The sequence below is a fragment of the Knoellia sp. LjRoot47 genome, assembly GCF_964253435.1.
Taxonomy (GTDB): Bacteria; Actinomycetota; Actinomycetes; order Actinomycetales; family Dermatophilaceae; genus Knoellia.
In genome coordinates this window covers 253,646-274,776 of record NZ_CAXUQS020000001.1, presented here as the reverse complement: position 1 = coordinate 274,776, position 21,131 = coordinate 253,646, and the positions used below count along the sequence as shown (strand labels likewise).

Genomic DNA, 21,131 nt, shown 5'->3' with positions numbered 1-21,131 from the left:
TCCCCGCCCGTTCCGCATGTCCGGGCAGGTCACGTGGTGGGCCACGAGGCGGGGGCGCAGGCGGCGGCACGAGGTGGCGCACGGCATGGTCAGGGCCCCTGACGTGGGCCGACACGCCCGGGGAGGCGTTCCCGGCGCTTGACGTGCGCCGCCCCGCCAGTCATCCTGTGCGGGTCACACCGCGTGCCTCCCGCATGCGACGGTTGACCGCACCCGCATCACGCCCCCTCGGGCGGGATTGGACAGGGTTGGACTGTTGCGCCCTTTTTGTCTAGACTGTTGCTTTGCCCTGCCCATGACCTCCGCCCGCTCTCGCCGAGCGACCTCCGTCGTGCCCCCGCCGCAACCCGGCTCCCGCACGAGTGAGAGGTCCTCTCCACCTCGAGAGCAGACCGGTCGACGTGGGGAGTGCGACCACCGTTGAAAACACATGGCCAGTGGAAGGACCATCCTTGGCTGCCTCGCGCACCGCGTCCAAGACCGTGACCACCGCATTGACGGCTTCGGGCCGTCTCTCGTTCGGCAAGATCCGTGAGCCCCTGGAGGTCCCCGACCTCCTCGCCCTGCAGACCGAGAGCTTCGACTGGCTCCTCGGCAACGAGCGCTGGCAGGAGCGTGTCGCTGAGGCGCGCGCCGCCGGCCGCGACGACGTCCCGGAGCGTTCCGGGCTCGAGGACATCTTCGAGGAGATCTCCCCGATCGAGGACTTCAGCGGCTCCATGTCGCTGTCGTTCCGCGACCACCGCTTCGAAGATGTCAAGTACTCCATCGAGGACTGCAAGGAGCGCGACCAGACCTACTCCGCGCCCCTGTTCGTCACCGCGGAGTTCATGAACAACACCACGGGCGAGATCAAGAGCCAGACGGTCTTCATGGGCGACTTCCCGCTCATGACCGAGCGTGGCACGTTCATCATCAACGGCACCGAGCGTGTCGTCGTCTCGCAGCTCGTCCGCAGCCCGGGCGTCTACTTCGAGCGCACCGCCGACAAGACGTCCGACAAGGACATCTACACGGCCAAGATCATCCCGAGCCGCGGCGCCTGGCTCGAGTTCGAGATCGACAAGCGCGACATGGTCGGCGTCCGCGTCGACCGCAAGCGCAAGCAGTCCGTCACCGTGCTCCTCAAGGCCCTCGGCATGACCGAGGCCCAGATCCGCGAGGAGTTCGCCGGCTACGAGTCCATCGAGCTCACCCTCGACAAGGACAACACCGAGGGCCAGGACGACGCGCTGCTCGACATCTACCGCAAGCTCCGTCCGGGCGAACCGCCCACCCGTGAGGCCGCGCAGAACCTGCTCGACAACCTCTACTTCAACGGCAAGCGCTACGACCTCGCCAAGGTCGGTCGCTACAAGATCAACAAGAAGCTCGGCCTCGACGGCGAGCTCACCAACTCGACGCTCGCCATCGACGACATCGTCGCGACGATCAAGTACATCGTGGCGCTGCACAACGGTGACGAGACCCTCCCGGGCAGCCGCAAGGGCGAGGCCGTCGACATCCGCGTCGAGACCGACGACATCGACCACTTCGGCAACCGTCGCCTGCGCAACGTCGGCGAGCTCATCCAGAACCAGGTCCGCACCGGCCTGTCCCGGATGGAGCGCGTCGTGCGCGAGCGCATGACGACGCAGGACGTCGAGGCGATCACCCCGCAGACCCTGATCAACATCCGCCCCGTGGTGGCCTCGATCAAGGAGTTCTTCGGGACCTCGCAGCTGTCGCAGTTCATGGACCAGAACAACCCGCTCTCCGGGCTGACGCACAAGCGTCGTCTGTCCGCGCTGGGCCCGGGTGGTCTCTCCCGTGACCGCGCTGGCATGGAGGTCCGTGACGTCCACCCGTCGCACTACGGCCGCATGTGCCCGATCGAGACCCCTGAGGGTCCCAACATCGGCCTCATCGGTTCGCTCGCGTCCTACGGCCGCATCAACGCGTTCGGCTTCATCGAGACCCCGTACCGCAAGGTCGTCAAGGGTCGCATCACCGACGAGATCCACTACCTGTCGGCCGACGAGGAGGACGAGCACGTCATCGCGCAGGCCAACGCCACGCTCGACTCCACCGGTGAGCGCTTCGCCCACGAGCGCGTCCTCGTGCGCGTCAAGGGTGGCGAGGTCGAGTACATCCCGGCCGACGACGTCGACTACATCGACGTCTCCGCCCGCCAGATGGTGTCGGCCGCGACCGCGCTCATCCCGTTCCTCGAGCACGACGACGCCAACCGTGCGCTCATGGGTTCCAACATGCAGCGTCAGGCCGTCCCGCTCGTCAAGGCCGAGGCACCGCTCGTCGGCACCGGCATGGAGTTCCGCGCAGCGGTCGACTCCGGTGACGTCGTCGTGGCCGAGAAGGCCGGTGTCGTGACCGAGGTCTCCGCCGACCTCGTCACGGTCGCCGCCGACGACGGCACGTCGCGCACCTACCGGATCGACAAGTTCACCCGCTCCAACCAGGGCAACAGCTACAACCAGCGTGTGGTCGTGGCCGAGGGTGACCGGCTCGAGAAGGGTGGCCTCATCGCCGACGGTCCCGCGACCGACGGTGGCGAGATGGCGCTCGGTCGCAACCTCCTCGTGGCGTTCATGCCGTGGGAGGGCCACAACTACGAGGACGCGATCATCCTCAGCCAGCGTCTGGTGCAGGACGACGTCCTCTCCTCGATCCACATCGAGGAGCACGAGGTCGACGCCCGCGACACCAAGCTGGGCCCGGAGGAGATCACCCGCGACATCCCCAACGTCTCCGAGGAGGTCCTCGCGGACCTCGACGAGCGCGGGATCATCCGCATCGGCGCCGAGGTCCGCGACGGTGACCTCCTCGTCGGCAAGGTCACGCCCAAGGGTGAGACCGAGCTGACCCCGGAGGAGCGCCTGCTCCGTGCGATCTTCGGTGAGAAGGCCCGCGAGGTGCGCGACACCTCGCTCAAGGTCCCTCACGGTGAGACCGGCACGGTCATCGCGGTCAAGGTCTTCGACAAGGACGACGGCGACGAACTGCCCCCGGGCGTCAACCAGCTCGTGCGTGTCTACGTGGCCAACAAGCGCAAGATCACCGACGGTGACAAGCTCGCCGGCCGCCACGGCAACAAGGGCGTCATCTCCAAGATCCTCCCCGTCGAGGACATGCCCTTCCTCGAGGACGGCACGCCGGTCGACGTCGTGCTCAACCCGCTCGGCGTCCCCGGTCGAATGAACATCGGCCAGATCCTCGAGCTGCACCTGGGCTGGGCCGCGAGCCGAGGGTGGGAGATCGAGGGAAACCCCGAGTGGGCCGAACTCATCCCCGCCGACGCCCGCGCCGCCGAGCCGGGCACGCGCGTGGCCTCGCCTGTGTTCGACGGTGTCCGCGAGAACGAGATCGTCGGTCTGCTCGACAGCACCCGCAAGACCCGCGACGACGTGCGCCTCATCGACGGTTCCGGCAAGACGCAGCTCTTCGACGGCCGCTCCGGCGAGCCGTACCCGGACCCGGTGTCGGTCGGCTACATGTACATCCTCAAGCTGCACCACCTCGTGGACGACAAGATCCACGCGCGCAGCACGGGTCCGTACTCGATGATCACCCAGCAGCCGCTCGGCGGTAAGGCCCAGTTCGGTGGCCAGCGCTTCGGTGAGATGGAGGTGTGGGCGCTCGAGGCCTACGGCGCCGCCTACGCGCTGCAGGAGCTCCTCACGATCAAGTCCGACGACGTCAACGGTCGCGTCAAGGTCTACGAGGCGATCGTCAAGGGCGACAACATCCCCGAGCCCGGCATCCCCGAGTCCTTCAAGGTGCTCATCAAGGAGATGCAGAGCCTCTGCCTCAACGTCGAGGTCCTGTCCAGCGATGGCCAGGCGATCGAGATGCGTGAGGCCGAGGACGACGTCTTCCGCGCTGCGGAGGAGCTCGGCATCGACCTGTCGCGCCGCGAGCCCAGTTCGGTCGAAGAGGTCTGATCCGTATGCCGTGCGCTCACCCCTCGCACGACGCGCCAGGTGAGCGCACGGCATACGCAGCCCGCTTCTGACCCACATTCGACACTTTCTAGAGCAACGAGAGAAGGAACCACGTGCTCGACGTCAACTTCTTCGACGAACTGCGCATTGGCCTCGCCACCGCTGACTCCATCCGCGAGTGGAGCCACGGCGAGGTGAAGAAGCCCGAGACCATCAACTACCGCACCCTCAAGCCCGAGAAGGACGGCCTCTTCTGCGAGAAGATCTTCGGCCCGACCCGGGACTGGGAGTGCGCGTGCGGCAAGTACAAGCGCGTCCGCTTCAAGGGCATCATCTGTGAGCGCTGCGGCGTCGAGGTGACCCGTGCGGCCGTCCGTCGTGAGCGGATGGGCCACATCGAGCTCGCCGCCCCCGTCACCCACATCTGGTACTTCAAGGGCGTCCCGTCGCGCCTGGGCTACCTGCTCGACCTCGCGCCGAAGGACCTCGAGAAGGTCATCTACTTCGCCGCCTACATGATCACGAGCGTCGACGAGGACCAGCGTCACTCCGACCTGCCCTCGCTCGAGGCCCAGATCGAGGTCGAGAAGAAGGAGCTGGAGAACCGTCGCGACGCCGACGTCGACACCCGCGCCAAGAAGCTGGAGGCCGACATCGCGGCCCTCGAGGCCGAGGGTGCCAAGTCCGACGCCAAGCGCAAGGTCCGTGACTCGGCCGAGCGCGAGATGAACCAGATCCGCAAGCGTGCGGACGCCCAGGTCGAGCGCCTCGCGCAGGTCTGGGACCGGTTCAAGAACCTCAAGGTCCAGGACCTCGAGGGCGACGAGATCCTCTACCGCGAGATGCGTGACCGCTTCGGTCTGTACTTCGAGGGTGGCATGGGCGCCGCGGCGATCCAGAAGCGTCTGGAGTCCTTCGACCTCGACGCCGAGGCCGAGCTCCTGCGCGAGATCATCGCCACCGGCAAGGGCCAGAAGAAGACCCGTGCGCTCAAGCGCCTCAAGGTCGTCTCCGCCTTCATGACGACGACCAACAAGCCGGCCGGCATGGTCCTCGACGCCGTCCCGGTCATCCCGCCGGACCTGCGCCCGATGGTGCAGCTCGACGGTGGCCGCTTCGCGACGTCGGACCTCAACGACCTCTACCGTCGCGTCATCAACCGCAACAACCGCCTCAAGCGACTGCTCGACCTCGGCGCGCCCGAGATCATCGTCAACAACGAGAAGCGGATGCTGCAGGAGGCCGTCGACAGCCTCTTCGACAACGGCCGTCGTGGTCGCCCGGTCACGGGCCCCGGCAACCGTCCGCTCAAGTCGCTGTCCGACATGCTCAAGGGCAAGCAGGGCCGGTTCCGCCAGAACCTCCTCGGCAAGCGCGTCGACTACTCCGGCCGTTCGGTCATCGTCGTCGGCCCGCAGCTCAAGCTGCACCAGTGCGGCCTGCCCAAGCAGATGGCGCTCGAGCTGTTCAAGCCGTTCGTGATGAAGCGCCTGGTCGACCTCGACCACGCGCAGAACATCAAGTCGGCCAAGCGCATGGTCGAGCGTCACCGCTCCGTCGTGTGGGACGTCCTCGAAGAGGTCATCACCGAGCACCCCGTGCTGCTCAACCGCGCACCCACCCTGCACCGCCTCGGCATCCAGGCCTTCGAGCCGCAGCTCGTCGAGGGCAAGGCCATCCAGATCCACCCGCTCGTCTGCACCGCCTTCAACGCGGACTTCGACGGTGACCAGATGGCCGTGCACGTGCCGCTCTCCGCGGAGGCGCAGGCCGAGGCCCGCATCCTCATGCTGTCGAGCAACAACATCCTCAAGCCGGCCGACGGCCGTCCCGTGACCATGCCCACCCAGGACATGATCATCGGCCTGTACCACCTCACCTCCCAGGTCGAGGGCTCGCAGGGCGAGGGTCGCGTCTTCTCGACCGTCTCCGAGGCCCGCATGGCCTTCGACGCCGGCGAGATCCTGCTCGGCACCCCGGTCCGGATCCGGCTCAAGGACGTCGTCCCGACGCCCGGCACCGAGGTGCCCGAGGGCGTCGAGGTCGACGACGAGGGCTACCTCGCCGAGTGGCTGCCGGAGACGACCCTGGGTCGCGCGCTCTTCAACGAGACGCTCCCGGTCGACTACCCGTTCGTCAACGACCAGGTCGACAAGAAGCGTCTCTCGACGATCGTCAACGACCTCGCCGAGCGCTACAGCAAGGTGCAGGTCGCGGCCTCGCTCGACGCGCTCAAGGAGTACGGCTTCCACTGGGCCACCCGGTCCGGCATCACGGTCGCCATCTCCGACGTCGTCACGCCGCCGCGCAAGCTCGAGATCCTCGAGGGCTACGAGACCAAGGCCACCAAGGTCCAGACGCAGTACGAGCGTGGTCTCATCACCGACGACGAGCGTCGTCAGGAGCTCATCGAGATCTGGACGCAGGCCACCAACGAGGTCGCGAAGGAGATGGAGGCCAACATCCCGGCCACCAACACCATCTTCCGCATGGTCTCGTCCGGTGCCCGAGGCAACTGGATGCAGCTGCGCCAGATCGCCGGTATGCGTGGCCTGGTGTCCAACCCGAAGGGTGACATCATCCCGCGCCCGATCCGCGCGAACTTCCGCGAGGGCCTGTCCGTGCTCGAGTTCTTCATCTCGACGCACGGCTCGCGCAAGGGTCTGGCCGACACCGCCCTGCGTACCGCCGACTCCGGCTACCTCACGCGTCGTCTCGTGGACGTGTCGCAGGACGTCATCATCCGCGAGGACGACTGTGGCACCGAGCGTGGCCTGCCCATGCCGATCGCCGCGACCGACGAGCGCACGGGCACCCGTGGCCTGCACGACGACGTCGAGACCTCGGTCTACGCCCGCACGCTGGCCGAGGACGTCGTCAAGGACGGCGAGACGCTGGCCGAGGCCGGTATCGACCTCGGTGACATCGTCATCGGCGCGCTCTTCGCCGCCGGCGTGGACAGCGTCAAGGTCCGCTCGGTCCTCACCTGCGACAGCAAGGTCGGCACCTGTGCCGCGTGCTACGGCCGTTCGCTCGCGACGGGCAAGCTCGTCGACATCGGCGAGGCCGTCGGCATCATCGCGGCCCAGTCGATCGGTGAGCCCGGTACCCAGCTGACGATGCGGACCTTCCACACCGGTGGTGTGGCCGGTGACGACATCACGCAGGGTCTGCCCCGTGTCGTCGAGCTCTTCGAGGCCCGTACCCCCAAGGGTGTGGCCCCGATCGCCGAGGCCAGCGGCCGGATCACCATCGAGGAGACCGACAAGGCTCGTCGCATCCTGCTCACGCCGGACGACGGCTCCGAGGAGCACGCCTACCCGGTCACCAAGCGTGCGCGTCTGCTCGTCACCGACGGCCAGAGCGTCGAGGTCGGCACCCAGCTGACGGTCGGCTCCATCGACCCGAAGCAGGTCCTGCGCATCCTCGGCCCGCGCGCCGTGCAGATCCACCTGGTCGACGAGGTCCAGCACGTCTACCGCCAGCAGGGTGTGTCGATCCACGACAAGCACATCGAGGTCATCGTCCGGCAGATGCTCCGCCGGATCACGATCATCGAGGCCGGCAACGCGGACCTGCTCCCGGGCATGCTCGCCGAGCGCGGTCGCTTCGAGGACGAGAACCGTCGCGTCGTCGCCGAGGGTGGCACCCCTGCCTCGGGTCGTCCCGAGCTCATGGGCATCACCAAGGCCTCGCTCGCGACCGAGTCGTGGCTGTCCGCGGCGTCGTTCCAGGAGACCACCCGCGTCCTCACCGAGGCCGCGATGGAGGGCAAGTCCGACTCCCTCCTCGGTCTCAAGGAGAACGTCATCCTCGGAAAGCTCATCCCGGCCGGCACCGGTCTGTCGCGCTACCGCAACATCAACGTGGAGCCGACCGAAGAGGCCAAGGCCGCGATGTACTCCATGCCGAGCTACGACGAGTTCGCCTACCCGGCCTTCGGTCCGGGCTCGGGCGAGGCCGTCCGCCTCGACGACAGCGAGCTGGGTCTCGACCGCCTCTGAGGCGCGTCCTGACTGATCCGCGAGGGCGGGTATGCCGTGTGGTCACCACACGGCATACCCGCCCTTCGTCGTCCCGTCCCCTTCAAGCGCGACGTCAGCGTGAGTGGCTGCTGGAACCGCCATCGGCGCTGACGTCGCGGGGGAGGGTGAGAGGCTTGGCCCCATGCGTGACGACATGATCATCCGGCGCGAGCGCGCCGAGGACTTCGCGGCGATCGCGGCCCTGCACGACGACGCCTTCGTGCGGGTCGACGGTGCGGCGCGCTCGGTGGAGTCCAGCCTCGTCGACGAGCTGCGTGGGGACGGCGACGTCATCGAGGACCTGAGCTTCGTCGCCGAGCTCGACGGCGAGGTCGTCGGACACGTGCTCTGCTCGGCCGCGACGCTGGGGGAGGGGGCCGCTGTCGGGCTCGGTCCGATCGCCGTCGCCCCGCGGCTGCAGCGCCAAGGCATCGGCGCCGCACTCATGGCGTCGGTCATCGCCTCCGCCGAGCAACGCGGCGACACGGCGATCGTCCTGTTGGGCGACCCCGACTACTACGGCCACTTCGGCTTCGTCCCCGCGGCCGAGCGGGGCATCGGCTCACCCGGCCCGTGGGAGGACCGTTACTTCCAGGTCAAGACGCTGCGGGCCTGGCGCCCCGAGCTCGCGGGCCCGTTCCGCTACGCCCCGGCCTTCGAGCGCCTCGACGCCTGAGGGTGACCGTGACCGTCGGGTGTCGGGGATCCGGGCCCACACGACCCACGACGGCCCCGGATTCCCGACACCTGGTGCGGCGGGGCCGGGCACCCCGGCCCCGGCGTCCGCGATTTGGAGCACTCACGGCATACCGGTATCGTTGAGCACCGTGTCTGGCTAGGCCCAGACGACACGTGCCGAGTGCGAGAGCGCACGGCCGCCCACCTTTCGCCGGGCGCCCCTCACCACGACCGAGTCACCTTCCTGTGACGCGGGCTGGAGCAGGGGAGAGCAGGGGAAAGCATCCGGTGCGACACACCCGACCGCGGGGGTCGAGCGCCGGACACCACAAGGAGTCGCGGCATCCGCCGTGACATCGACCAGACAGACAAAGGATCCAGGTTGCCTACCATCAACCAGCTGGTGCGCAAGGGCCGGCAGGACAAGACCACCAAGGTCACCACTCCTGCCCTCAAGGGCTCTCCGCAGCGCCGCGGTGTGTGCACGCGCGTGTACACCACCACCCCCAAGAAGCCGAACTCCGCGCTCCGCAAGGTCGCGCGCGTCAAGCTCACCTCGGGCATCGAGGTCACGGCCTACATCCCCGGTGAGGGCCACAACCTCCAGGAGCACTCCATCGTGCTCGTCCGCGGTGGCCGTGTGAAGGACCTTCCCGGCGTCCGCTACAAGATCATCCGTGGCTCGCTCGACACCCAGGGTGTCAAGGGCCGCAAGCAGGCTCGCAGCCGCTACGGCGCCAAGAAGGAGAAGAAGTAATGCCTCGTAAGGGCCCCGCTCCGAAGCGCCCGCTCGTCATCGACCCGGTCTACCAGAGCCCGCTCGTGACGCAGCTCGTCAACAAGATCCTCCTCGACGGCAAGAAGTCGATCGCCGAGACCATCGTCTACGGTGCCCTCGAGGGTGCCCGCGAGAAGACCGGCACCGACCCCGTGCTGCTCCTCAAGCGCGCGCTCGACAACATCAAGCCGACCCTCGAGGTCAAGTCCCGCCGCGTCGGCGGTGCGACCTACCAGGTCCCGATCGAGGTCAAGCCCAACCGCGCCACGACCCTGTCGCTGCGCTGGCTCGTCGGCTACTCGCGTCAGCGTCGTGAGAAGACGATGACCGAGCGCCTCATGAACGAGATCCTCGACGCCAGCAACGGCCTCGGCGCCGCTGTCAAGCGTCGCGAGGACACGCACAAGATGGCCGAGTCGAACCGGGCCTTCGCGCACTACCGCTGGTGACAGCGTCCGGTATGCCGTCCGCTCCCCGCGAGCGGACGGCATACCGGGAACCGCAGTTCCGTTGAACTGCACGGCACGACAGCAGAACCGCACAGCAGAACTTCCGCAACGAGCGAGATGAGATAACCGAGTGGCACTCGACGTCCTGACGGACCTGACCAAGGTCCGCAACATCGGCATCATGGCGCACATCGACGCCGGCAAGACGACGACGACGGAGCGCATCCTCTTCTACACCGGCGTCAACCACAAGATCGGCGAGACGCACGACGGCGCCTCGACGACCGACTGGATGGAGCAGGAGAAGGAGCGCGGCATCACGATCACGTCTGCCGCCGTGACCTCCTTCTGGGGTGACAACCAGATCAACATCATCGACACCCCCGGCCACGTCGACTTCACCGTCGAGGTCGAGCGCTCGCTGCGCGTCCTCGACGGCGCCGTCGCGGTCTTCGACGGCAAGGAGGGCGTCGAGCCCCAGTCCGAGACCGTGTGGCGCCAGGCCGACAAGTACGACGTCCCCCGCATCGCGTTCGTCAACAAGATGGACAAGCTCGGTGCGGACTTCTACTTCACCGTGCAGACCATCAAGGACCGTCTGGGCGCCGAGCCCCTCGTCATCCAGCTGCCCATCGGCGCGGAGAACGACTTCATCGGTGTCATCGACCTCGTCGAGATGCGTGCCCTCGTGTGGCCCGGCGACGCCAAGGGCGACGTGACCATGGGCGCCAAGTACGAGGTCCAGGAGATCCCCGCCGACCTCCAGGCCAAGGCCGAGGAGTATCGCCACCACCTCATCGAGCGCGTCGCCGAGTCCGACGACGACCTCATGGAGAAGTACCTCGGTGGCGAGGAGCTCACGGTCGCCGAGATCAAGGCCGGCATCCGCAAGCTCACCGTCACCTCCGAGCTCTACCCGATCCTGTGTGGCTCGGCGTTCAAGAACCGTGGTGTCCAGCCGATGCTCGACGCGGTCGTCGACTACCTCCCGTCCCCGCTCGACGTCCCGCCCATGGTGGGTCACAAGGCCGGCGACGAGACCGTCGAGATGACCCGCAAGCCGAGCAAGGACGAGCCGTTCTCGGCTCTCGCCTTCAAGGTCGCGGCGCACCCGTTCTTCGGCACGCTCACCTTCATCCGCGTCTACTCCGGCCGCATCGCCGCCGGCTCGCCGGTCGTCAACACGACCAAGGGCCGCAAGGAGCGCGTCGGCAAGCTCTTCCAGATGCACGCCAACAAGGAGAACCCGGTGGAGGAGGCCCTCGCGGGTCACATCTACGCCGCGATCGGCCTCAAGGACACCACCACCGGTGACACCCTGAGCGACCCGGACCACCAGATCGTCCTCGAGTCGATGTCGTTCCCCGACCCGGTCATCCAGGTCGCGATCGAGCCGAAGACCAAGGGTGACCAGGAGAAGCTCTCCACGGCCATCCAGAAGCTCTCGGCCGAGGACCCGACCTTCCAGGTCCACCTCGACGAGGACACCGGCCAGACGATCATCGCCGGCATGGGCGAGCTGCACCTCGACATCCTTGTCGACCGCATGAAGCGCGAGTTCAAGGTCGAGGCCAACGTCGGCAAGCCGCAGGTGGCCTACCGCGAGACGATTCGTCGCACGGTCGAGAAGCACGACTACACCCACAAGAAGCAGACGGGTGGGTCGGGCCAGTTCGCCAAGATCCAGATCCGCCTCGAGCCGCTCGACACCACCGAGTCCGGTGAGCTGTACGAGTTCGAGAACAAGGTCACCGGTGGTCGCGTCCCGCGCGAGTACATCCCGTCGGTCGACGCCGGTATCCAGGACGCGATGCAGTACGGCGTCCTCGCCGGCTACCCGCTCGTGGGCATCAAGGCCGCGCTGCTCGACGGCGCCTACCACGACGTCGACTCCTCGGAGATGGCGTTCAAGATCGCTGGGTCGATGGCGCTCAAGGAGGCCGTCCGCAAGGCCGACCCCGTGATCCTCGAGCCGATGATGGCCGTCGAGGTGCGTACGCCCGAGGAGTACATGGGCGACGTCATCGGCGACATCAACGCACGCCGTGGCCACATCCAGGCCATGGAGGACATCAGCGGCGCCAAGGTCGTCAAGGGCCTTGTCCCGCTGTCCGAGATGTTCGGTTACGTCGGAGACCTCCGGTCGAAGACGCAGGGCCGGGCGAACTACTCGATGGAGTTCGACTCCTACGCAGAGGTTCCCAAGTCCGTGGCCGAAGAGATCATCGCCAAGACCCGAGGCGAGTGACCGCTAGACTGGTCGCTGGTCCACGGATCTGAGCACCCAGGTCGACACGCACATGCCGTCGACCGCACTCAGTTCAACCACCCCCAAGTACGACGCCACGTCCTGCCCGGTCGTGAGGCGTTTCACCAAAGAGTCCTGAGGAGGACACCAAGTGGCGAAGGCAAAGTTCGAGCGGACCAAGCCGCACGTCAACATCGGCACCATTGGTCACATCGACCACGGTAAGACGACGCTGACGGCTGCGATCTCCAAGGTCCTGCACGACAAGTACCCGGACCTGAACCCGCAGTTCGCGTTCGACGACATCGACAAGGCGCCCGAGGAGAAGCAGCGCGGTATCACCATCTCCATCGCGCACATCGAGTACCAGACCGAGAAGCGTCACTACGCGCACGTCGACTGCCCGGGTCACGCGGACTACGTCAAGAACATGATCACCGGTGCTGCGCAGATGGACGGTGCGATTCTCGTCGTCGCCGCCACTGACGGCCCGATGCCGCAGACCAAGGAGCACATCATCCTGGCCCGCCAGGTGGGTGTCCCCTACATCGTCGTGGCGCTCAACAAGGCCGACATGGTCGACGACGAGGAGATCCTCGAGCTCGTCGAGATGGAGGTCCGCGAGCTGCTGTCCACCTACGAGTTCCCGGGCGACGACGTCCCCGTGGTCAAGGTCTCGGCGCTCAAGGCGCTCGAGGGCGACGCCGAGTGGGGCCAGTCGGTCATCGAGCTCATGGACGCGGTCGACGAGGCCATCCCGGAGCCCGAGCGTGACATCGACAAGCCGTTCCTCATGCCCGTCGAGGACGTCTTCACGATCACCGGTCGTGGCACCGTCGTCACCGGTCGTATCGAGCGTGGCGTCCTGACCGTCAACGAGGACGTCGAGATCGTCGGCATCCACGAGGGTCCCGCCACCAAGACGACCGTCACCGGCATCGAGATGTTCCGCAAGCTCCTCGACGAGGGTCGTGCGGGCGAGAACGTCGGCCTCCTCATCCGCGGTATCAAGCGCGAGGACGTCGAGCGCGGCCAGGTCATCGTGAAGCCGGGTTCCATCACCCCGCACACGAACTTCGAGGCCAACGTCGTCATCCTGTCCAAGGACGAGGGCGGCCGTCACACGCCGTTCTACGACAACTACCGCCCGCAGTTCTACTTCCGCACCACGGACGTCACCGGCGTCGTCTCGCTGCCCGAGGGCACCGAGATGGTCATGCCCGGTGACAACACCGAGATGTCGGTCGAGCTCATCCAGCCGATCGCCATGGAAGAGGGCCTCAAGTTCGCCATCCGTGAGGGTGGCCGGACCGTCGGCGCCGGTCGCGTCACCAAGATCACCAAGTGATCTGACTGAGCGACTGCGTTCCTGACGCACTCGAGAAGGGCCCCGTCTGCGTGAAGCAGGCGGGGCCCTTCCGCATGGTCGAGCGCTCGGTCAGCCGATGCGGGGACGGCCCTTCTTGTCCCACGTGATCGCCGCGGTGTAGGTCGAGCGGACGTCAGTGGTCGGCAGGACGTCCGTGGCCGGGGTCGCGGTGTCCCACGCGTGGAAGGCGATGCGCGTCCCCGCAGGTGTCTCGATGGGCGTTGCTCCTCCGGGCCCGCACAGGCCCGACGACTCCTGGTCGAGCAGCACCTTCTTGTCCTTCGGCAGGAACTCGCCCTCCCAGAGGCTGTCGGCACGCCAGACCTCGATGTTGTAGCCGCAGCCGACGTAGTCCTTCCGCGACACGAACAGGTAGACGCCGCCCCGCACGGCCACGGGGTTGAGGACGAAGGGAGCCTCCATCCGGCCATGGTGCTGGAGCTTGACCTTCGCGGCGGAGCCGCGGGTGACGCAGTCCTTGCCCATGGGCTTGGCCCAGATCTTGAAGTTCCTCGTGTTGCCCTGGCTGGTCTTGAAGACCATGTAGCAGTTGCCCTCGGCGGACACGTAGGCCGAGGGGTCGATCGCCTCGGCGCCACCACCCGCGGTCGAGGGGGCGCAGAGGGGCCCGCCCTCCGCGACGAACTGACCCATGACGTCGGTCGACGTGGCGATGCCGACGCAGTTGCGCTCCTGCCGGGCATGCCAGGCCGTGTAGTACATGACGAAGGTGCCGCCCACCTGGATGACGCTGGGCGCCCACAGGCGGCGGCCCATCGACGGCGCCTCGCCGATCCAGTCGGGAAGCACCCTCATGGAGGGCTCGGCGGGCACGGGGCTGTACGGGCTGTCGTAGGACAGCGCCGACGACGCGGGGAACCCGGCGCCCGTCCCGTGGATGGTCACGCCACCGCCGGTGAAGATGAAGCCGGGGTCCGGGAGGTTGAGGCCCGTGTCGTGGATCGTCCTGGGGGCTGCCTGCGCCGGGAACGCCACACCGACGAGCAGCAGTCCGGCGGCGAGGACGCCGGCCGAGGCCCTCCCCAGTCGCGTGCGGCGTGGTCCTGTGCGGCCCAACGGGTGCGCGGGCACGGGTCGTTGCATGGTTCCCCCAAGGTCGTCGGGCGTCCTCGATGACCCCCGAGTGACGCGCACACTACTCAGCCACACCGATCTGGCAAGGGTCGCTTCCCCGTGGGCCGAGGGACAGCCGCGGCGCAGGTTCCGGACTGACAGGTTCGTGACAGGTTCGCCATGGGATCGCCCCAGAACGGCCCACCACTCTGGAGCGAGCAGGGTCGACCAGACCGGGTCGGCTGAGACGAGAGGACACCCCTCATGCCCAGGATCACCAGGACCAGCGCCCTCGCCGGGGTGGCGGGAGCCGCCGCGGTGACGTTGGCCGGCTTCGGAGCCAACGCCGCCCTCGCCGAGAGCACACCCACCCCGTCGCCGAGCTCGTCGACGTCGACCGAGCAGCCCGGCAGCTCAGTACCGGGTGCACCCGGCGACCGCGGTGGTCGGGGCCATGGCCCCGGCGGCATGCGCGGGGCCGACGGCGCCGCCCTCGCCAAGGCGCTGGGCCTCGACGAGGCCAAGGTCGAGGCCGCGATCACCAAGGTGCGCGAGGCCAACCGTCCGACGGACAAGCCCACCGAGGGCACGCCGCCGAGCGAGGCCGACCGCCAGGCGAGGCAGACGGCATACGTCACGGCCCTGGCCAAGGAGCTCGGTGTCACCGAGGCCAAGCTCACCGCGGCGCTCGCGACGGTGCGCACCGCCCATGAGGCCGAGCACCGCACGCAGCTGTCGGAGCGCATCGACGAGGCGGTCGACGCGGGCAAGCTCACCGCGGCGGACAAGGCGTCCGTCCTCAAGGCGTTCGACGCCGGCGTCCTCGGCGGTGGTCCGCGCTGACCTGACCCCACACAGCAGAAGCCCTCGCGGGACAGGGAGCCGCGGGGGCTTCCGCGCGTGCGGAGGGGAGGGAGTCGACGCGCCACGCGCGCCGGTATGCCGCCCGCTCCCGCCCCGATTTGGTAGGTCGCCCCCGCCTCTGGCACACTTGTCAGGTTGCTTGGTGCAGGACGTCATCCCCTCGACTCTCGAGAGGAATCGGCCCGCCACTGCACGTGAGAACACACCGAACCGGCCAGTGCCGGGGCGACACACGGCAGGTACGAGCATCTCCGGTTCACCGGAGCTTCGATCCAACTGACGGACTGGCGCGGAATCGCGTATGCCGTTGGACCGCGGAGCGGGCGCGACACGCCCGACCTCGGGGGTCGGAGCCAGGGAATCGACCCAGACAGAAGTAAGAAGACGGCGAGAGAGAGACGGAAGCCAAGATGGCGGGACAGAAGATCCGCATCCGCTTGAAGTCGTATGACCACGAGGTCATCGACAACTCGGCGCGGAAGATCGTCGACACGGTGACCCGTGCCGGCGCAACGGTGGTCGGCCCGGTGCCGCTGCCCACGGAGAAGAACGTCTTCGTGGTCATCCGTTCGCCGCACAAGTACAAGGACAGCCGCGAGCACTTCGAGATGCGCACCCACAAGCGCCTCATCGACATCATCGACCCGACGCCCAAGGCCGTCGACTCGCTGATGCGTCTCGACCTGCCGGCTGACGTCAACATCGAGATCAAGCTCTGAGGGTTGACTGATGACTGACATTGCAACCAAGACCGTGAAGGGCGTGCTGGGCAAGAAGCTCGGCATGACCCAGGTGTGGGACGCCGACAACAAGCTCGTCCCCGTCACCGTCATCGAGGCCGGCCCCTGCGTCGTGACGCAGGTCCGCAACGCCGAGACCGATGGCTACGCCGCCGTGCAGATCGCCTTCGGTGCGATCGACCCGCGCAAGGTGACCAAGCCGCTCACCGGCCACTTCGAGAAGGCCGGCGTCACGCCGCGCCGCCACATCGTCGAGCTCCGCACCGCGGACGCCGCCGAGTACTCGCTGGGCCAGGAGCTCACCGCCGAGACGTTCGAGGCCGGCACGGCCGTCGACATCTCCGGCACCACCAAGGGCAAGGGCTTCGCCGGTGTCATGAAGCGTCACGGCTTCCACGGCGTCTCGTCCTCGCACGGTGCGCACAAGAACCACCGCAAGCCGGGCTCCATCGGTGGCTGCGCCACCCCGGGCCGTGTCTTCAAGGGCATGCGCATGGCCGGCCGCATGGGTGGCGTGCGCCAGACCACCCAGAACCTCACGATCCACGCCGTGGACGCCGACAAGGGCCTGCTGCTCGTCAAGGGCGCCGTCCCCGGTCCCCGCGGTGCGGTCGTGCTCGTCCGCAACGCCGTGAAGGGAGCGTGACCCGGATGGCTACCGCCAAGACCGTGAACGCTGACCTGCCCGCCGAGATCTTCGACGTGCAGACCAACGTCCCGCTCATCCACCAGGTCGTCGTCGCCCAGCTCGCTGCCGCGCGCCAGGGCACGCACTCGACCAAGACCCGCGGCGAGATCCGCGGTGGTGGACGCAAGCCGCACCGCCAGAAGGGCACCGGCCGCGCCCGTGCGGGCTCGACCCGCGCGCCGCACTGGACCGGCGGTGGCGTGGTCCACGGACCGACGCCTCGCGACTACGCGCAGCGCACCCCCAAGAAGATGAAGGCCGCCGCCCTGCGCGGTGCCCTCTCGGACCGCGCCCGCAACGGCCGCATCCACGTCGTCACCTCGCTGGTGACGGGTGACGTCCCGTCCACCAAGGACGCCGTCGCGCTGCTCTCCGGCCTGACCGAGCGCAAGAACATGCTCGTCGTCCTGGACCGCAGCGACATCGTGTCGATGAAGTCGGTGCGCAACCTCGAGAACCTCCACGTCATCGCCGTCGACCAGCTCAACACGTACGACGTGCTGTGCGCCGACGACGTGGTCTTCACGCAGGCTGCGCTCGACACCTTCATCGCCGGCCCGACCGCGCAGGTCACGTCGCTCGACGCCGTCGTCGTCACCGAGGCCGCTCCGGCGCCCGCGGCCGACAAGGCTGCGAAGGCCGACAAGCCCGTCAAGGCCGCCAAGCCGGCCAAGGTCGTCGAGACCGAGGGTGAGGCCGACGGTGGCTTCGGCCCCGACAGCGCCGCCGCGCTCGAGGACGGGTCCGCTCCTGCGGGCTTCGACGTCAAGGGCAACAAGGACTCGATGAAGTACCACGTGCCCGGTTCGCGCTGGTACGACGCCACTGACGCCGAGGTCTGGTTCCGCTCCGCGGATGCCGCCAAGGCCGCCGGGTTCGTCCCGGCCGGTGGCGAGGCCGCCCAGCAGATCTCCGAGGAGGAGGGCAAGTGAGCTCCGCAACCACGGGCAAGAACCCCCGCGACATCCTGATCGCACCGGTCGTGTCCGAGAAGTCCTACGGGCTGCTCGACGAGGGCAAGTACACCTTCATCGTCGACCCCCGTTCGAACAAGACCGAGATCAAGATCGCCGTCGAGCAGATCTTCAACGTCAAGGTCGACTCCGTCCACACGCTCAACCGCAAGGGCAAGACGCGCCGCACGCGCTTCGGCCTGGGCAAGCGCAAGGACACCAAGCGCGCGATCGTCACCCTCCGCGAGGGCACGATCGACATCTTCGGCAGCGCCGGCGCCTGAGAGACGACTGAGGAACTTAAGGAAACACGACATGGGTATCCGCAAGTACAAGCCGACGACGCCTGGCCGTCGCGGCTCCAGCGTCGCCGACTTCGTCGAGGTCACGCGCTCCACGCCTGAGAAGTCGCTCGTGCGACCGCTCACCAAGAGCGGTGGCCGCAACAACAACGGCCGCATCACGACGCGTCACATCGGTGGTGGCCACAAGCGCGCCTACCGCCTCATCGACTTCCGTCGCCACGACAAGGACGGCATCCCGGCCAAGGTCGCTCACATCGAGTACGACCCCAACCGCACCGCCCGCATCGCACTGCTGCACTACGCCGACGGTGAGAAGCGCTACATCCTGGCCCCCAAGGGTCTGGAGCAGGGCGCCAACATCGAGAACGGCCCCGGCGCCGACATCAAGCCCGGAAACAGCCTGCCGCTGCGCAACATCCCGACGGGTACGGTCATCCACGCCGTCGAGCTCCGCCCCGGTGGCGGCGCGAAGATCGCGCGTTCGGCCGGCGTCCGCGTCCAGCTCGTCGCCAAGGACGGCCCCTACGCCCAGCTGCGTATGCCGTCCGGTGAGATCCGCAACGTCGACGCACGCTGCCGCGCGACGATCGGTGAGGTCGGCAACGCCGAGCAGTCCAACATCAACTGGGGTAAGGCCGGCCGCATGCGCTGGAAGGGCAAGCGCCCGACCGTCCGTGGTGTCGTCATGAACCCGGTCGACCACCCGCACGGTGGTGGCGAGGGCCGCACCTCCGGTGGTCGCCACCCGGTGAGCCCGTGGGGCAAGCCCGAGGGCCGCACCCGCCGTCCCGGCAAGCCCAGCGACAAGATGATCGTCCGCCGACGCCGCACTGGCAAGAAGCGCTGACAAGGAGCCATTGACACATGCCTCGTAGCTTGAAGAAGGGCCCCTTCATCGACGACCACCTTCAGAAGAAGGTCGACGTCCAGAACGAAGCGGGCACCAAGAACGTCATCAAGACCTGGTCGCGCCGTTCGGTCATCAGCCCGGACATGCTCGGCCACACCCTCGCCGTCCACGACGGCCGCAAGCACGTCCCGGTGTTCGTCACCGAGTCGATGGTCGGCCACAAGCTCGGCGAGTTCGCACCCACGCGCACCTTCAAGGGTCACGTGAAGGACGACAAGAAGGGCCGGCGCCGCTGATGGCCACCAAGACCGAAAACCAGGCCGTCGAGGTCACCCTGGAGGCTCGGGCCCAGGCCCGCCACGTCCGGGTGACCCCGCAGAAGGCGCGTCGGATCATCGACCTCATCCGCGGCAAGAACGCCAGCGAGGCCATCGCCACGCTGCGCTTCGCCCCGCAGTCGGCGTCCGACCCGATCCTCAAGGTGCTCGAGAGCGCCATCGCCAACGCCCGCGTCAAGGCCGACAAGACGGCCGAGCGCTTCGACGAGCGCGAGCTCGTCATCACGTCGGCGTACGTCGACGAGGGCGCGACGATGAAGCGTTTCCGTCCGCGCGCCCAGGGTCGCGCATCCCGCATCAACAAGCGCACGAGCCACATCACCGTGGTCGTCGCGCCCAAGCCCAGCAAGGGAGGCAACCGCTAATGGGTCAGAAGGTCAACCCGCACGGCTTCCGTCTGGGTATCACGTCCGAGCACCGCAGCCGCTGGTTCGCTGACTCCACCAAGGAGGGTCAGCGCTACCGCGACTACGTCAAGGAGGACGTCGCCATCCGCAAGCTCATGTCCGAGGGCATGGAGCGAGCCGGCATCTCCAAGGTCGAGATCGAGCGCACCCGTGACCGCGTTCGCGTGGACATCCACACGGCGCGTCCCGGCATCGTCATCGGTCGCCGTGGCGCCGAGGCCGACCGCATCCGCGGCGAGCTCGAGAAGCTCACGGGCAAGCAGGTGCAGCTGAACATCCTCGAGGTCAAGAACCCCGAGACCGATGCCCAGCTCGTCGCCCAGGGCGTGGCCGAGCAGCTCTCTGCTCGTGTCTCGTTCCGTCGCGCCATGCGCAAGAGCATGCAGTCGGCGACCCGCGCCGGTGCCAAGGGCATCCGCGTCCAGGTCTCTGGCCGTCTCGGCGGCGCGGAGATGTCGCGCACCGAGTTCTACCGCGAGGGTCGCGTGCCGCTGCACACCCTGCGCGCGAACATCGACGTGGGCTTCTACGAGGCCCGCACCACCTTCGGCCGCATCGGCGTGAAGGTCTGGATCTACAAGGGTGACCTCACCGCGCGTGAGCTCGCCGCCCAGCAGGCCACCGCGCCTCGCCAGGGCCGCGGCCCCCGTCGCGACGGTGCTGACCGTCCCGCCCGCGCTCGTCGCGGCGACCGTCAGGACGCCCCCCAGGCCCAGACCGCCGAGGCGCCCGCCGAGGCCCAGGCCCCGGCGACGACCCCAGAGGGAGCGTCCAGCTGATGTTGATTCCCCGTCGCGTCAAGCACCGCAAGCAGCACCACCCGGGTCGCTCGGGTGCTGCCAAGGGTGGGACGACCATCGCCTTCGGTGACTACGGCCTCCAGGCTCTCGAGCCGGCATACGTCACCAACCGTCAGATCGAGTCCGCGCGTATCGCGATGACTCGCTACATGAAGCGTGGCGGCAAGGTGTGGATCAACATCTACCCCGACCGCCCGCTGACCAAGAAGCCGGCTGAGACCCGCATGGGTTCCGGTAAGGGTTCGCCCGAGTGGTGGATCGCCAACGTCAAGCCCGGACGCATCATGTTCGAGATCTCCGGTGTGTCCGAGGAGGTCGCGCGCGAAGCCATGCGCCTGGCCATGCACAAGCTGCCGATGAAGTGCCGCTTCGTCCAGCGTGAGGGTGGTGACTTCTGATGGCAGTCGGTTCCAAGGACCTGATCTCCAAGGAGCTTCGTGGGTTCGACGACGAGCGTCTCGTCGACGAGCTGCGCAAGGCCAAGGAGGAGCTGTTCAACCTGCGGTTCCAGTCCGCGACCGGTCAGCTCGACAACCACGGTCGACTCCGCGCCGTCCGCAAGGACATCGCCCGGATCTACACCGAGATGCGTGAGCGCGAGCTCGGCATCGGTTCCGCCCCGGC

General features: G+C 67.7%; 18 protein-coding genes and 1 pseudogene. 18 read left to right on the top strand and 1 reads right to left on the bottom strand.

Going from position 1 to position 21,131, the window contains the following annotated elements; all coding sequences use genetic code 11:
* Nucleotides 1-452 precede the first annotated feature (452 nt).
* The 7 genes from rpoB to tuf all read left to right on the top strand — a co-directional run bounded on the left by rpoB (nt 453) and on the right by tuf (nt 13,467).
* Nucleotides 453-3,941 (top strand): DNA-directed RNA polymerase subunit beta, encoded by a 3,489-nt coding sequence (gene rpoB / locus ACSQ11_RS01310; protein WP_436002294.1) that lies wholly within the window; start codon nt 453-455, stop codon nt 3,939-3,941.
* Nucleotides 3,942-4,054: 113 nt separating this feature from the next.
* Nucleotides 4,055-7,945, top strand: a complete 3,891-nt coding sequence (locus tag ACSQ11_RS01305) for a DNA-directed RNA polymerase subunit beta' (protein WP_436002292.1) — start codon at nt 4,055-4,057, stop codon at nt 7,943-7,945.
* Nucleotides 7,946-8,108: 163 nt separating this feature from the next.
* The gene (locus tag ACSQ11_RS01300) at nt 8,109-8,642 is read left to right on the top strand and encodes a GNAT family N-acetyltransferase (RefSeq protein ID WP_436002290.1); all 534 of its coding nucleotides are present in this window, start codon (nt 8,109-8,111) and stop codon (nt 8,640-8,642) included.
* Between the two features lie 384 nt (nt 8,643-9,026).
* Nucleotides 9,027-9,401, top strand: a complete 375-nt coding sequence (gene rpsL / locus ACSQ11_RS01295; protein WP_147064741.1) for a 30S ribosomal protein S12 — start codon at nt 9,027-9,029, stop codon at nt 9,399-9,401.
* Entirely contained in the window at nt 9,401-9,871 is a 471-nt protein-coding gene (gene rpsG / locus ACSQ11_RS01290) for a 30S ribosomal protein S7 (RefSeq protein WP_035946945.1), read from the top strand. The genes rpsL and rpsG overlap by 1 nt, the downstream gene beginning before the upstream one ends.
* A 130-nt stretch (nt 9,872-10,001) precedes the next feature.
* The gene (gene fusA / locus ACSQ11_RS01285; protein ID WP_436002287.1) at nt 10,002-12,119 is read left to right on the top strand and encodes an elongation factor G; all 2,118 of its coding nucleotides are present in this window, start codon (nt 10,002-10,004) and stop codon (nt 12,117-12,119) included.
* Nucleotides 12,120-12,270: 151 nt separating this feature from the next.
* Complete coding sequence (tuf, locus tag ACSQ11_RS01280) at nt 12,271-13,467, top strand: elongation factor Tu (protein ID WP_436002285.1); 1,197 nt, start codon at nt 12,271-12,273, stop codon at nt 13,465-13,467.
* A gap of 90 nt (nt 13,468-13,557) precedes the next feature.
* Here the strand turns inward: tuf and ACSQ11_RS01275 are convergent, their stop codons facing one another.
* On the bottom strand, nt 13,558-14,592 hold the full coding sequence (locus ACSQ11_RS01275; RefSeq protein WP_436002283.1) for a family 43 glycosylhydrolase: 1,035 nt from the start codon (nt 14,590-14,592) through the stop codon (nt 13,558-13,560).
* 234 nt (nt 14,593-14,826) lie between these two features.
* On the opposite strand from ACSQ11_RS01275, the gene ACSQ11_RS01270 reads away from it, so the two are divergent.
* The 11 genes and pseudogenes from ACSQ11_RS01270 to rpmC all read left to right on the top strand — a co-directional run.
* Complete coding sequence (locus ACSQ11_RS01270) at nt 14,827-15,405, top strand: hypothetical protein (protein ID WP_436002281.1); 579 nt, start codon at nt 14,827-14,829, stop codon at nt 15,403-15,405.
* Nucleotides 15,406-15,836: 431 nt separating this feature from the next.
* Entirely contained in the window at nt 15,837-16,145 is a 309-nt protein-coding gene (gene rpsJ / locus ACSQ11_RS01265) for a 30S ribosomal protein S10 (protein WP_009775966.1), read from the top strand.
* Nucleotides 16,146-16,155: 10 nt separating this feature from the next.
* Nucleotides 16,156-16,812, top strand: a complete 657-nt coding sequence (gene rplC, locus ACSQ11_RS01260; protein WP_436002279.1) for a 50S ribosomal protein L3 — start codon at nt 16,156-16,158, stop codon at nt 16,810-16,812.
* Between the two features lie 5 nt (nt 16,813-16,817).
* Entirely contained in the window at nt 16,818-17,786 is a 969-nt protein-coding gene (rplD, locus tag ACSQ11_RS01255; RefSeq protein ID WP_436002277.1) for a 50S ribosomal protein L4 sunset domain variant, read from the top strand.
* Entirely contained in the window at nt 17,783-18,091 is a 309-nt protein-coding gene (gene rplW, locus ACSQ11_RS01250) for a 50S ribosomal protein L23 (protein ID WP_147064751.1), read from the top strand. The genes rplD and rplW overlap by 4 nt, the downstream gene beginning before the upstream one ends.
* 31 nt (nt 18,092-18,122) lie before the next feature.
* Entirely contained in the window at nt 18,123-18,959 is an 837-nt protein-coding gene (gene rplB, locus ACSQ11_RS01245; protein WP_436002275.1) for a 50S ribosomal protein L2, read from the top strand.
* Nucleotides 18,960-18,976: 17 nt separating this feature from the next.
* Nucleotides 18,977-19,258 carry a 30S ribosomal protein S19 gene (rpsS, locus tag ACSQ11_RS01240; protein ID WP_009775961.1) on the top strand — a complete coding sequence of 94 codons (282 nt, stop codon included), beginning with the start codon at nt 18,977-18,979 and terminating at the stop codon, nt 19,256-19,258.
* 38 nt (nt 19,259-19,296) lie between these two features.
* Nucleotides 19,297-19,665 (top strand): 50S ribosomal protein L22, encoded by a 369-nt coding sequence (rplV, locus tag ACSQ11_RS01235; RefSeq protein WP_436006668.1) that lies wholly within the window; start codon nt 19,297-19,299, stop codon nt 19,663-19,665.
* On the top strand, nt 19,665-20,486 hold the full coding sequence (gene rpsC, locus ACSQ11_RS01230) for a 30S ribosomal protein S3 (protein ID WP_147064756.1): 822 nt from the start codon (nt 19,665-19,667) through the stop codon (nt 20,484-20,486). Before rplV ends, rpsC begins: the two co-directional genes overlap by 1 nt.
* Nucleotides 20,486-20,905: a 50S ribosomal protein L16 gene (gene rplP, locus ACSQ11_RS01225; protein WP_009775958.1), complete on the top strand. Its 420-nt coding sequence runs from the start codon at nt 20,486-20,488 to the stop codon at nt 20,903-20,905. Before rpsC ends, rplP begins: the two co-directional genes overlap by 1 nt.
* Nucleotides 20,905-21,117, top strand: a pseudogene (gene rpmC, locus ACSQ11_RS01220) (50S ribosomal protein L29); the annotation flags it as partial. The gene rplP and the pseudogene rpmC, both read left to right, overlap by 1 nt.
* Nucleotides 21,118-21,131 lie beyond the last annotated feature (14 nt).